This is a genomic window from Luteibacter sp. P1_D3 (assembly GCF_056406135.1).
Genome location: NZ_JBFUAT010000013.1, coordinates 41,979 through 55,643 on the forward strand (window position 1 = coordinate 41,979; position 13,665 = coordinate 55,643).

10 protein-coding genes are annotated in these 13,665 nt (G+C 65.0%); 5 read left to right on the top strand and 5 right to left on the bottom strand.

The annotated features are described in order from the left end of the window. Window positions 1-72: 72 nt before the first annotated feature. The 4 genes from gltB to AC1DYM_RS10580 all read left to right on the top strand — a co-directional run bounded on the left by gltB (window position 73) and on the right by AC1DYM_RS10580 (window position 7,710). Window positions 73-4,524, top strand: a complete 4,452-nt coding sequence (gltB, locus tag AC1DYM_RS10565) for a glutamate synthase large subunit (protein ID WP_477338049.1) — start codon at window positions 73-75, stop codon at window positions 4,522-4,524. Further along, window positions 4,521-5,957 (top strand): FAD-dependent oxidoreductase, encoded by a 1,437-nt coding sequence (locus AC1DYM_RS10570; RefSeq protein WP_477338051.1) that lies wholly within the window; start codon window positions 4,521-4,523, stop codon window positions 5,955-5,957. Before gltB ends, AC1DYM_RS10570 begins: the two co-directional genes overlap by 4 nt. A gap of 70 nt (window positions 5,958-6,027) precedes the next feature. Further along, window positions 6,028-6,795 carry an NRDE family protein gene (locus AC1DYM_RS10575; protein ID WP_477338053.1) on the top strand — a complete coding sequence of 256 codons (768 nt, stop codon included), beginning with the start codon at window positions 6,028-6,030 and terminating at the stop codon, window positions 6,793-6,795. 120 nt (window positions 6,796-6,915) lie between these two features. Beyond that, the gene (locus AC1DYM_RS10580) at window positions 6,916-7,710 is read left to right on the top strand and encodes an SDR family NAD(P)-dependent oxidoreductase (protein ID WP_477338055.1); all 795 of its coding nucleotides are present in this window, start codon (window positions 6,916-6,918) and stop codon (window positions 7,708-7,710) included. 138 nt (window positions 7,711-7,848) lie between these two features. Here AC1DYM_RS10580 and AC1DYM_RS10585 read toward each other — a convergent pair whose 3' ends face one another. From AC1DYM_RS10585 to AC1DYM_RS10595, 3 genes are all read right to left on the bottom strand, one after another. Next, window positions 7,849-8,538 carry a hypothetical protein gene (locus AC1DYM_RS10585; RefSeq protein WP_477338057.1) on the bottom strand — a complete coding sequence of 230 codons (690 nt, stop codon included), beginning with the start codon at window positions 8,536-8,538 and terminating at the stop codon, window positions 7,849-7,851. Window positions 8,539-8,985: 447 nt separating this feature from the next. Then, window positions 8,986-9,375 carry a YchJ family protein gene (locus AC1DYM_RS10590; protein ID WP_477338059.1) on the bottom strand — a complete coding sequence of 130 codons (390 nt, stop codon included), beginning with the start codon at window positions 9,373-9,375 and terminating at the stop codon, window positions 8,986-8,988. A gap of 48 nt (window positions 9,376-9,423) precedes the next feature. Next, complete coding sequence (locus tag AC1DYM_RS10595; RefSeq protein ID WP_477338060.1) at window positions 9,424-9,960, bottom strand: lipocalin family protein; 537 nt, start codon at window positions 9,958-9,960, stop codon at window positions 9,424-9,426. 208 nt (window positions 9,961-10,168) lie between these two features. Here AC1DYM_RS10595 and AC1DYM_RS10600 point away from each other — a divergent pair, with 208 nt between their 5' ends. Beyond that, window positions 10,169-10,501 (top strand): hypothetical protein, encoded by a 333-nt coding sequence (locus AC1DYM_RS10600; protein ID WP_477338062.1) that lies wholly within the window; start codon window positions 10,169-10,171, stop codon window positions 10,499-10,501. Between the two features lie 473 nt (window positions 10,502-10,974). Here the strand turns inward: AC1DYM_RS10600 and AC1DYM_RS10605 are convergent, their stop codons facing one another. Both AC1DYM_RS10605 and dinG read right to left on the bottom strand, forming a co-directional pair. Next, window positions 10,975-11,511, bottom strand: coding sequence for a HutD/Ves family protein (locus AC1DYM_RS10605; protein WP_477338064.1), 537 nt, complete (start codon window positions 11,509-11,511; stop codon window positions 10,975-10,977). Then, window positions 11,508-13,604: an ATP-dependent DNA helicase DinG gene (gene dinG, locus AC1DYM_RS10610; protein WP_477338065.1), complete on the bottom strand. Its 2,097-nt coding sequence runs from the start codon at window positions 13,602-13,604 to the stop codon at window positions 11,508-11,510. The genes AC1DYM_RS10605 and dinG overlap by 4 nt, the downstream gene beginning before the upstream one ends. Window positions 13,605-13,665 lie beyond the last annotated feature (61 nt).

Here is a 13,665-nt window from a genome sequence, read left to right on the forward strand (position 1 = left end):
GGTCGACCGTTCCAGGTCGCGGGGCCACGTGCTCGCCAGATTCCCAGCACAACCTTATGCCCCAGGAGGCGGATGGTGAAGCAAGGCACTCCGCGCCTCTACGACGAGGCGTTCGAACACGACAGCTGCGGCTTCGGTATCGTCGCGCAGATAGACGGCCATGCCAGTTCGGCATTGGTCGACACCGCCTTTTCGGCACTCGCCAGGCTTTCGCATCGGGGCGGCGTCAACGCCGACGGCATCAGTGGTGACGGCTGCGGTGTACTCATTCGCCGGCCGGTGGAGTGGCTGCGCGCGCTTGCGCGCGAATCGGGCATCGCGCTGGCCACGCATTTCGCCGCCGGCGTGGTCTTCCTCGATCCCGACGGTGATGGCAGCGCCGCTACCGTCCTCGAGACCGAGCTCGCCGCCGTGAACCTTCATGTGGCCGGCTGGCGTGACGTCGCCGTCGATACGGCCGCCTGCGGACCGCTGGCGGCATCGTCCATGCCGCGCGTGCGGCAGGTCTTCGTCGACGCGCCGGGCGATCTCACCCCGGCGCAGTTCGAAGCCGCGCTGTTCCGCGCACGCCGTCGCACGGAGCTCGCGCTGGCCGGCGACACCCAGTTCTATGTCGTTTCGCTTTCCGGCGAAGTGATTGGCTACAAGGCGATGGCCGCGCCGGGCCACCTGCGCGATGTTTACCCCGACCTCAAGCATCCGGCGCTCGTCGCCGATGCGGTGGTCTTCCATCAGCGCTTCTCGACGAACACCTCGCCGCAATGGCGTCTCGCGCAGCCGTTCCGTCTACTCGCGCACAATGGCGAGATCAACACCATCCGCGCGAACCGTCGCTGGATGCAGGCGCGCACCTCGGTCATGCGCTCGGATCTCGTCGATCTCTCCGACATCGGTCCGCTGGTCCGCCAGAACGGTTCGGATTCCGAGAGCCTCGACAACGCGCTCGAGGTGCTGTTGATGGGCGGGATGGACCTGCTCACGGCGATGCGTGTGCTGGTGCCGCCGGCGTACTCCGCGCGGGAGGACATCGATGAAGATCTCGCCGCGTTCTATGAGTACTACGCGCTGCACAGCGAGCCGTGGGATGGCCCAGCCGGGTTGGTCATGTGCGATGGGCGCTATGCCGCGTGCACGCTCGATCGCAACGGCCTGCGTCCCGCACGTTGGGCGCTGTCCGACGACAACCACCTGATCGTCGCCTCGGAAGCTGGCCTGTGGGACGTCCCCTCGGCACGCATTGTCGCCAAGGGGCGTCTCGCGCCTGGCGAAATGATCGCCGTGGATTTCCGTGAGCACCGGCTGCTGCGCGACGCCGACATCGATGCGATCAATCGCAAGCGCGCGCCGTTCCGCGACTGGTTGCGCGATGGCGTCACCTATCTCGAGTCGGACCTCATCGATCCCAGCCTCGCCGCCGAGCCGCTGCCTGCCGAGGAGTTGCACCGCTACCAGAAGCTGTTTGGCCTGTCCCGCGAAGAATGCGAGTCGGTGCTCAAGGTGCTCGCGGAGACCGAGGCGGAAGCCACCGGATCCATGGGCGACGACACGCCGATGGCGGTGCTGTCGCGACAGATCCGTCCGCTGTTCGACCGCTTCCGCCAGGGTTTCGCGCAGGTGACGAATCCGCCGATCGATCCGCTACGCGAGCGCCTGGTGATGTCGCTGGTGACGCAGATCGGCCAGGAACGGAATATCTTCGATCTCGGTCCGGAGAACGCCAAGCAGATCCTGCTCAATTCGCCGATCCTCTCGCAGCGCAAGCTGCGGCAGATTCTCGCGAATGCCGAGTACGCGGATACGCCGCGATTCGATCTCATGTACGGCCCCGATGAAACGCTCGAGCAAGCGCTGCTGCGCATCTGCGACAGCGTCGAAGCGGCCGTGCGCGGTGGCGTGAAGATCGTCTTCCTGAGCGATCGCTATCCGCGTCGTGACCTGTTGCCGATCCATTCCTTGCTGGCGACCGGCGCCGTGCATGCGCGCCTCGTCGACCGTGGCCTGCGATGTCAATGCAACATCATGGTCGAGACGGCCACGCCGCGCGACCCGCACCACTTCGCCTGCCTGCTCGGCTTCGGCGCCACGGCGATCTATCCCTGGCTGGCCTACCAGAGCCTGTTCGATATGGGCCGCAGCGGGCATATCCGCAACGGTGAAGGCGCGCCGCGCGAAATCGGCCGCAACTATCGGCGTGGTATTCGTAAAGGCTTGCTCAAGATCCTCTCGAAGATGGGCATCTCGACCGTCGCCGGTTACCGTGGCGCTCAGTTGTTCGAGATCGTTGGCCTCTCACGCGATGTCGTCGATATCTGCTTCCCCGGCACGCCCTCGCGCATTGGCGGTTCGACCTTCGATGACCTGGAGAAAGAGCAGCGCCTGCTTGCCGCCGAAGCATGGGATGAAGCCCAGGCACTGCGTGCCGGCGGCCTGTTCAAGTACGTGCACGGCGGCGAATTCCACATGTACAACCCGGATGTGATCGCCAGCCTCCAGGTGGCCGTGCGCACGGGTGATTGGGATGACTACGCGAAGTACGCGCACTACGTGGACGCCCGCCCGCCGTCAGCGCTGCGCGACCTGCTCGTGCCACGTGAAGGAACGTCCATCCCGCTCGATGAGGTCGAGCCGGTGGAAAGCATCCTGAAGCGCTTCGATTCGGCCGGCATGTCGCTGGGCGCGCTGTCGCCCGAAGCGCACGAGGCGCTGGCCATCGCCATGAACCGTCTGGGTGCACGCAGCAACTCGGGCGAAGGCGGGGAGGATCCGGCGCGCTATGGCACCGACCGCGCGTCGAAGATCAAGCAGGTCGCGTCCGGCCGCTTCGGCGTCACGCCGACCTACCTGGTCAATGCCGAAGTGCTGCAGATCAAGATCGCCCAGGGCGCCAAACCCGGCGAAGGTGGTCAGTTGCCCGGCCACAAGGTCGACGCGACGATCGCTCGTCTGCGTTATGCCAAGCCAGGCATCGGCCTGATCTCGCCGCCGCCGCATCACGACATCTACTCGATCGAAGATCTCGCCCAGTTGATCCACGACCTCAAGGAAGTGAATCCGAAGGCGCTGATCTCCGTGAAGCTCGTCTCGCATGCCGGTGTGGGTACCGTCGCCGCCGGTGTGGTGAAGGCGGGCGCCGATTTGATTACGGTGTCCGGCCACGATGGCGGTACCGGCGCGAGCCCGCTCACGTCCATCAAGTATGCGGGCACACCGTGGGAGCTCGGCCTGGCCGAGACGCAGCAGACGCTGCGCCTGAACGACCTGCGTGGTCGCGTTCGCCTGCAGACCGACGGTGGCCTGAAGACCGGTCTCGACGTGATCAAGGCGGCCATGCTCGGTGCAGAGAGCTTCGGTTTCGGCACCGGGCCGATGGTGGCGTTGGGTTGCAAGTACCTGCGCATCTGCCATCTGAACAACTGTGCGACCGGCGTGGCGACCCAGCACCCGGTACTGCGCCAGAAGCACTTCCTGGGCCTGCCCGACATGGTGATGAACTACTTCCGCTTCGTCGCGGAGGACGTGCGTCGCCATCTCGCCCGTCTTGGCGTGCGCACGCTGGAAGAACTGGTCGGCCAGAGTGGCCGCCTGGAGCAGCGCGACGGCGTCACCGCCGTGCAGGACCGCCTGGATCTCACCCCGCTCATCGCCGAAGACGGCATGGGTGAGAAGGTCGACTTCGCCTGTACCTTCGCGCGCAACCCGATGCGCGACCCCGCAACCCTGGCCAGCCGGATTTCGGCGGACACCCGGGCCGTGGTCGCCGATGCCCTCGGCGGAAGCTTCCGCTACGACATCGCGAACACCGATCGCGCCATCGGCGCGCGTCTGTCCGGCGATGTCGCGCGTCGCTGGGGCGATGTCGGCATGGCCGAGAAGCCGGTACACCTGCACCTGACCGGTTCGGCGGGCCAGAGCCTGGGCGCGTGGAATGCCTCCGGGGTGCACATCGATCTGACCGGCGAAGCCAATGACGGCGTCGGCAAGGGCATGGCCGGTGGCCGCCTCATCATCCGGCCGCCGGCCGATTCGCCGTTCGCCAGCCAGGAAGCCTCGATCATCGGCAACACCTGCCTGTATGGCGCGACCGGTGGCGAGTTGTTCGCCGCGGGTCAGGCCGGCGAGCGTTTCGCTGTGCGGAACTCCGGTGCGTTGGCTGTCGTCGAAGGCGCCGGCGATCACTGCTGCGAATACATGACCGGCGGCGTGGTCGCCGTGCTCGGCCGTACCGGCCTCAACTTCGGTGCCGGCATGACGGGGGGCTTTGCCTACGTGCTCGATACCGAGCGCAACTTCGTCGACTGCTACAACCACGAACTCGTCGACATCGTGCGTATCTCGCACGAAGGCATGGAACATTACATGCAGCACCTGCGCCAACTCATCGCCCGCCACGCCGAACTCACCGACTCCGCCTGGGGTCGCAAGGTGCTCGGCGATTTCCGTGGACTGCTGCAGCGTTTCTGGCTGGTCAAGCCGAAAGCCGCAAGCCTCGACGCCCTCGCTGAAGAACTGCGGAGCGCCGCATGAGCACGAAGGACTTTCGCTTCCTCGATGTCCCGCGGCAGACGCCGCGCACGGTGCCCGTGGCCGTGCGCGTGCTCGGCTACGGCGAGATCTCCGGCGAGTTCGCCCCGTCGGAGGCAGCGTCGCAGTCGGAACGCTGCATCGATTGCGGCAACCCGTACTGCGAACACGCCTGCCCGGTGCACAACTACATTCCGAACTGGCTGAAGCTGGTGCAGGACGGTCGTTTGTTCGAGGCCGCGACCCTCATGCACGAAACCAACCCGCTGCCCGAAATCTGCGGCCGCGTATGTCCGCAGGACCGCCTCTGCGAAGGCGCATGCACGCTGGAGCAAGGTGACTTCGGTGCCGTGACGATCGGCAGCGTCGAGCGCTGGGTGACGGACGAGGCGATCCGTCAGGGCTGGCGTCCCGACCTGTCGCGCGTTCGGGAGACCGGGCAACGTGTCGCCATCGTCGGCGCGGGGCCCGCGGGCCTGGCGTGTGCCGATCGTCTGCGTCGCGCCGGGATCGCGGCGGACGTCTACGATCGCCAGCACGAAATCGGCGGCCTGCTCACCTTCGGCATCCCGCCGTTCAAGCTCGACAAATCCGTCGTGCGCACCCGTCGCATGGTGCTCGAAGGCATGGGGGTGCGGTTCCATCTCGGCGTGGAGATCGGTCGCGACATCGCCTTCGACGAGTTGCTCGCCGACTACGATGCTGTGTTCGTGGGTACCGGTGCCTACACCTACGTCGATGGGCAGCTCGAAGGCCGCGACCTCGGCGGCGTGCATGATGCGTTGCCCTTTCTCATCGCCAATGTCGAACGCCTGCTACGCGATGAAGCGCCTGCCCCGGAGTACGACCTCGCCGGCAAGCATGTCGTCGTCCTCGGCGGCGGCGACACGGGTATGGACTGCAACCGTACCGCGATCCGCCTCGGTGCTGCTTCGGTCACCTGCGTCTACCGTCGCGACGAAGCCAGCATGCCCGGCTCGCGTCGCGAGGTTGGCTACAGCCGCGAAGAAGGCGTGCGCTTCCTGTTCCAGCAGCAGCCCATCGCCCTGGTCGGCGACGGTGGGAGGGTCGCCGCGGTTCGCGTGGTCGAAACCCAGCTTGTCGACGACGGTGACGGACGCCCGCGACCGCGCAACGTCGAAGGCAGCGAGACCGACCTGCGCGCCGACGTGGTGATCCAGGCCTTCGGCTTCCAGCCCAGCCCGCCCGACTGGTGTGATGCCTTCGGCGTCGAGCGCGACCGCAGTGGTCGCATCGTCGCCGGTGGCGAAGGGCGACTGCCCTTGCAGACGAGCAACCCGCGCATCTTCGCCGGTGGTGACAACGTGCGTGGCGCGGACCTGGTCGTGCGTGCGGTCTACGACGGTCGCGAAGCGGCTGGGTCGATCGCGCGGATGCTGGCGACGTCGAAGCTGACATTGAAAGTGGCGGTCTAATCCGCCACAAAACCTTACGGCGACAGGTAGGGCACAATAGGCGCATGCTCTTCCGAGCCATTCCCCGCCCATGTGCCTGATCGCCTTCGCCTGGCATGTCCATCCGCGATGGAAGCTGGTGCTCGTCGGTAACCGCGACGAGTTCCACGCACGTCCGACCGCACCGCTGGCACCGTGGGACGAAGCCCCCGACATCATCGCGGGGCGCGATCTCGAGGCCGGCGGCACCTGGGCCGGCATCGCTCCGCATGGCCGGGTCAGCGTGATCACCAATGTGCGTGACATGACGGCGGACCACAGCGGCATGTCGCGGGGCTTGCTGGTCGCGGACTACCTCGGCTCCAACGTGCCCGCCCGCGCCCATGCCATCGAGCTGATGTCGAGCGCAAAGGCATACCGGCCGTTCAACCTGCTGACCTTCGACCACGACGACGCCTATTACCTGGGCAATCATCCGAATGCGCGCGCCCAGCGGGTCGAGCCGGGTGTGCATGGCCTGAGCAACGCGGACTTCAACGCGCCGTGGCCAAAGACCCAGGCCCTGGTCGAGCATCTCACCGCCTGGGTGGCCGCCGACGAGGACACCGACGTAAGCGCGCTGTTCGCGCTGCTCGCCGACGAGGGCGCCTGGCCCGACGATGTGCTGCCAGACACGGGCATCGGCATCGAGCGCGAACGCTTCCTCTCCAGTGCCTTCATCGTCGGCGAAACCTACGGGACCCGGGCGAGTACGGTGATCCTCGTCGACCACGAGGATCGCGCCGTCATTGCCGAGCGGCGCTTTGGGCCACATGGCGTCGCCCTCGGTGAGGACCGGTTCGACCTCGCCAGCCCTTGATGCTCGCCGTTGTTGGCGTGGCGGCGAGAGTCTTTTGCCGTAGCGGCGATTGATCCAGCGCCGGTCAGCCCCGACGATGAGTGGGTCAGACATCGAACCTTCCTCTCTCGGAGCGTCACCATGAACATCGATCTCAGCAAGCGCAGTGCCATCGTCAGTGGTTCCACCGCCGGTATCGGCCTGGCCATCGCCACCGGCCTTGCCGCCGCCGGCGCCGAAGTGGTCGTCACCGGCCGCACGCAGGCTCGCGTAGACGAAGCCCTCGCCACGATCCGCAAGGATGTTCCGAACGCAAAGCTCAAGGGCGTCGCCGCGGACCTCGGCACGGCCGACGGCGCCGCCACCCTGATCAAGGCCGTCCCGGAGACGGACATCCTGGTCAACAACCTCGGCATTTTCGAGCCGAAGGGCTTCTTCGACATCGATGACGCCGAATGGACGCGCTTCTTCGAAGTGAACGTGAATTCGGGCGTGCGCCTTTCGCGTCATTACGCCAAGGGCATGGCCGAGCGTGGCTGGGGTCGCGTGCAGTTCATCTCCAGTGAATCCGCGGTGCAGGTTCCGGCCGAGATGGTCCACTACGGTGTGACCAAGACCGCCCAGCTCGGTGTGTCGCGTGGCCTCGCCGAGGTACTCTCGGGCACCGGCGTCACCGTCAATGCCATCCTGCCGGGCCCGACCCTGTCCGAAGGCGTCAGCGAGTTTTTCGGCAAGATTGCCAAGGACCAGGGCAAATCACTGGAAGACGTCGAGCGTGACTTCATCCAGACCCACCGCCCGACCTCGCTGATCAAACGCCTGCTGAGCGTCGAGGAAGTGGCCAATGTCTCAGTCTACCTGGCGTCGGAGCAGGCTTCCGGTACCACCGGCGCCGCCATCCGCGTCGACGGTGGCGTGACCCGTTCGATCATCTGAACGTGCCGGTCGATCGCCAGGGACGGCGATTGACAATAACTGACGTGACACCTAGATTCCCGGCATAGTCGGCCTTCGGCCGGCGCACAGGGATCAAGGGAATGTTCAGTGCTATCGCGGCGTTCGTCGTCGCCTGCCTCATGCCGTCCTTCGGACGGTGGTATGCGAAGCGGCGGAAGAAGAATCCGTCGGGCGTGTCTTAGGCGTAAAGCCAGTTTCCAGCAACCATGTCTGCGCAAGTGCGACCAGGTCGACGAAAGGCAGGGCATCCCTGTCCAGATCCGCGTCGGCGCACATGTCTGGAAGCTTGAGTTGAAACCTGACGAATTCAGCGCTGATCCTGGTGCCACCCGGGATGTCTGTGCGGGGCGACTCCGTGCGTAACCAATTGCGCACGATAGGGATCAGGCGGGCGCTGTCGCTGCCGTGCGCCTGGAGATCTTGTCCAGCCATGTCGGAGAGGCATTTTTGGTAGCTGTACCTTTCGTGCTCAAGTACCAGCAAGGAATGCGATGCGTAGGTGCGCGTGGCCTTCTTCAGGCCGACGGCGATGCCAAGCTCGAAAGGCATATTGAAACGCGGTAGCCCACTGGTGGCGTCAAGGCTGACGGCAGACAAGTCATGTACGCTGTATCCGGACTCTTTGATCAGGCGAACGATCTTGTCCAGACGTGTATCGCCACTGTTGCCGGCTTCGAGGGCGGAGCGTGGGCGAAAGTGGCACGCCAACACAGCGAAGACTATCGCCTCATGCAACGGCCGAAAGTATGTCGTGAAAGGGCAGTTGATAAAGACGCTGGTCAGGTCGCGATCGGTCCATCGAGCCATCGCGACTTACTTCCTCTTAAGCGAGTTTTGCGGAACAACCTTGTTAGTCTGCGGCGGCGTTGCCTCTTCCAGTGCACGTTGAGCCGCCATGGCTTTTCGCACCAACGAAACCCTCTGACGCTTCGTCAAACTGCAGCCTCGGATACGGAAGTTCGCTACGGGGAATTTTGGTTTGTTGGTAGTCATTCAAGAATGATAGCGCTCGATTTCGTGCAGCGATGATGCCGCCAAGGGACGTTCGTCGCCGTTGTGTCTCGTCGCGATGGCTCTTGATTACACGTTAAGACAGCTTAAAAAGCGCTATGTGGGCGCGTGTAGCCACAGCGGGAGCGACGCAGTGACCGACATTTGGCTACATAAACTAAGCACAACTCTGAAGGTTCGTAGTCGCATCGGATGACATAAGTGTCCCGAACCCACTAAGGAACATCTCACGTCGCACTGGGCTCAGTCGAGGATGCCATCGACATAAAACCAACGACCGCCTTCGCGTACGAAACGACTCGTCTCATGCATGCGTTCCGCGCTACCGCCGCCCATACGCAAACGCGCCACGAACTCGACGATCGCCGACTCCGGCGTCAGGGTTTCGTGGCGTTTGACGCTGAGGCCGAGCCAGGTAGGGCGTGGCGATTGCGTCGCCAGGTCGAGCGCTGCGGGCCGCGTGCTTTCGTGCCAGGTCGCGAGGAGATACTCCTCGAGGGCGAACACGTAGGCGGTGTAGCGGGAGCGCATCAATGCCTCGGCCGTGGGGGCCGGTTCACCGGCGTGCCAACGGCCACAGCAGTTCGCCAGGGTGGCGCCGGATCCGCAGGCGCAGGGTGGAGCGATGGGCATCGGTACGGCCGGTCTCGTGGGAGATCGCGATCCTAGCAGCCCCGCGGCTTACTCCACCTTGCCCGACACGATCAGTGGCGTGAGGTCATACCCCATGTCCGTGGCGGTCTTCTTCAGCGCCTCGAAGGTGGCCCGATCCATCGACGGCTCACGCGACAGTATCCACAGGTACTTCCGGCCAGGTTGGCCGACGAGGGCCCATTGGTAGTCGTCGTCCAAGGCGAGCACCCAGTAGTCCGCCCACACCATCGGGACCCAGGACAGCCACGCCGGGGCGAAACGCACCTCCAGTTTGCCACGGGCAAAGTTGTCCGGGCGCCGCGCCACGCCGTCGCTGGCGATCGTCTTGCCCTCCGCGGTGACACAGGCGTTGTGCACGGCGACCGTGCCGTCCGGCTTCGGCGTGTAATGAGCGGTGACGTTGCTTTCGCACTTACGCTGGAACCACATGGGCAGGCGGGCGATCTCGTGCCACGTGCCGGCGTAGCGGGCCAGATCCAGGTCGGGCACGGGGGCGAGTGGCACCGTGGCGACGGCGCTGGAGGTGGCCATGGCCAGGGAGAGGGCGGCGAATAGTTCACGCATGGCGGTGCTTTTCCTTACGAGCAGACCCCCTACGATGCCCCGCGGCGGTGAACTACAACTAAATCCTACGACTTCGCGGCCGATAACGGGGTGGAGCCGACAAGAGACGCCGCCGATGGGCCCCAAATCAACGCCCCGCCCCCTATGGACACGCTTCCGTGAAAATCTCACATGGCGGCCGAAGGTCCACTTCGACCGGGAGTCGGGCGTGGTCGTGGTTCACCTGGGGCCGTTCCGGACGCGCGAGGTGCGGATGGAGCGGATTCGGCGCATCGAGGCAGGCAATCGGGACAATCTGGCGGCCGATACGGTATTCCTGTTCTTCCACCTCGACGGCGAGCCGACGATGGCGATTTCCGAGTTGGACAGCGGCTTTGCCGCCTTGGTCGAGGTCATGCGCGAGTACTTCCCGGGCATTGAGGGCTGGGAGGGGGCGGTGCCGCCGGTTCGCTTTCAGTTGACCTCGGTGGAGCTGTGGAAGCGACCCCTGATCCACGACGTTTCGCCTGAGGATGATTCGCTCAGTCCGCCGCAGGCATGACACGAACGCGAAGTTGCGAAGAGGCTTTATTGAAGACGGATCTCACGCCATGAAATGCCAGCTGATAGTTCTGATGTCGATGGGGCTCGTCGGCTGTAGCAGCCGGATTACGGAGGCGCAAGCTGACGCGCTGAGTTCTTCGGCTGCAGCAAAAGATCGCGATTGTCAGGCGCCTGTGATGACGAGCAAGAAGACTTTTCCAGACAGGTGGGCGTACGAATGGGCATGCAAACCAGAGCTGTATGGTGACCGAAGTACGTTGTGGGTCGATGTGACAACGTCGGGTGAGGTCGAAGCACAGTCGATGACTGAAGGCGTTAATGACCCCCCGCCTATCGAACTCAAGGTGAAGAAGACTGATGCTGGGGCTCGGTAGGCAGTAGCCGATCGGTCAGGGGTCTGGCCCGCTGGCGCGGGATCGCCGATGAATCGGCTCCTACCATGGGATTGCGTGAGCCTGGTGCCGGTGATGGCTACGCGATGCGGACGATAAGTGCAGTGGTGTCGGCGGCGAGTTCGATGGTCTGGGGATGGGTGATGGAATCGCCGGTCTGGCAGGGGTTGCCGTCGGCGACGGCGTTTCCCATCGCGACGTAAAGCAACGCGACGTCGGCCGCATCGACGATTGCCGGACCATGCACGACATCGACCGTGCCGCGTGCCTTGCCGCGGCGGACCATGAGGTTGAAATCGCGTGTCGCGCCGCCGGCCAGTGTGACATCCACCTGCGCCTCGCCCGCGAAGGCGAAGGGTGCGCACGGTGTCGTCAATGCGTGCTCGCGCTCGCCGTCAAGCGTCATTGTGAAGCCGTCACCCTCGAGTAGCACGATGATGCGGTCGATACCGGGAAAAGCCGAGAACGGCGATGCGGTGTCGACGTCGGCGATGCTCACGCGCCAGAGGAAATCGTCCATCGTCGCACCGGCAGGTTCGACGACGATTTCGCGGGTGATGCCGAGACCGTTCTTCCACGGCACGGCTTTGAGCTCGGCAAAGGGAATGATGGTCATGCGACGCGCTCGATGTTGCGGGCGAAAGGCGGTAGAGCACGAAGCATGCCCGTGCCGTAGCGTTTGGTGATCACCCGGCGATCGAGAAGCACGATGCGACCGGTGTCGGTTTCGGTACGAATGAGGCGGCCGCAATACTGCGTGAGAATACGCGTGGCATCCGGCACGCTCACTTCGATAAAGGGATTGCGTCCGCGTGACTCCAGCCACTCCGCATAGGTCGCGCCGACCGGATCGGTAGGCACGGCGAACGGAAGCTGCGTGACGACGACGGTTTCGCAGAGCTTGCCAGGCAGGTCGAGGCCTTCACCGAACGAGGCCAGGCCGAACAAGGTGCTGCCCTTGCCAGCCTCGATGTCTTCACGATGCTCGGCGATCAGCTGCGCCTTCGAAAGCGAACCTTGCGCGCGCACCTTGCGCACGAACTCGATCGGCAGGATCTGCAGCACGCGATCGAGCTTGGCGCGTGATGTGAACAGCACGAGGTTGCCGGCGTCCCAGTCGAGGTTCTTGGCCAGCCAGCCCGACACCTCGCGCGCATGACCTTCACGATCGTCCGGCATGGTCGTCAGGGCGGGCACGGTAAGCGTCGCCTGCTTTTCCAGGTCGAACGGCGAGGGAAGGCTGAGCGTCACCGCATCGTTGGGCAAGCCGACCGAATCGGCGAAGCCGCGGAAGTTGCCACCCGCGCTCAGCGTGGCCGAGGTCATGACCACGGCGGAAGCGTTGTCCCAGAGCACGGTGCGCAGCAGGCCACCGGCGGAGACGGCGGAGGCATGGCAGACCAGCTGCTGCTCGGGCGTCATGGTGACCCAGCGTGCGAGCGGCGGCGCGTTCTCGCGATCCTCGGACGACCACGCATACCAGGTACGTACCTGCCGATCGAGACGTTCCAGTGCCACACCAAGCTCACGCGAGAGCGCCTCCTGCGTGGGGCCGCCGGCTTCCATTTCCACCACGGTGCGGCGTACGGTGCGCAGCCACCGCTGGATGTCCTTGGTCACCAGGTGGAGGTGCTCGGCGTGCATCTTCCAGTTTTCCGGAAGCTGTCCCAGCGAGGCGCGGAATACGGGTTCGGTTTCGCTGGAGGAGGGTGTCCACGACATGCGGATCTCGCGTTCGATCTCCTCCAGCGAGCCCGACATCAGCATGAGCTTCTCGTCGCCCGCTTCGAGCGAGAGATTGCCGATGCTTTCCTTGTCGGTGAGCGAGTAGGCTGCGTGGATCTGGTTCTGCAGGCGCCCGATGCGACGCACGGCGGTGGCCAGATGCACGTCGGCGGCGCCGCGGTCGATCGCCTTGGCCGGCACATGGTGCGCCTCGTCGAAGATGTACAGGGTCTCTTCGGGCTTGGGCAGGATCACGCCGCCGAAGGTGTCCTCATCGCGCGGCATGGTCAGGTCGGCCAGCACCAGGTCCTGGTTGGCGACCACGATGTCGGCTTCGCCGATGAGCCGGCGGGCGACGAAGAACGGGCAGACCGCAAACGCGCCGCACTTGCGACCCGTGCAGCCGCCGGCGCTGGTCGTCACCATGCCGCGCACCAGATCCGACAGCGGCTCGGGACTGGTATCGATATCGCCATTCCACTCACGCGATTCGAAGGCCGCGCTGAGCTTCGCCACGGCCTTGGTATCGCGCTCCGCGGGCGGCCGCGCCCACAGCGCTACGTCGGCATCGAACTCAAAGCCGCCCTGAGCCGTCGGTTCCGAGCCGGCCATGCGCAGATTGCGCGGACAGAGGTATCGCGCGCGGCCCTTGGCCAGGGCCACCTTCGCCTCGACACCGCAGAGGGTGAGGTACTGGGGGATATCGCGCTGGACCAGCTGTTCCTGCAAGGCCACGGTGGCCGTCGCGATGACCAGCTTCTTCTTCTGGGCACGGGCCACTTCCAGCCCGGCGATCAGGTAGGCCATGGACTTACCGGTACCGGTCGGTGCCTCGATCACGGCGGCGCCGCCGGGTTCACCCAGGGCCTTGGCCACCTCGGCGATCATCTTCAGCTGCGAGGCACGCCCGCGGAACCCCGCAAGGCCGTCCTTCAATCGCGCATAGGCGGCGCGGATCGCGGCTTTGGTGTCGTCGGTGAGCATCGATGAGGGCGCAGAACGGGGAGGGCAACCGACCAAGGTTACCTCATACCCGTCTCACCCC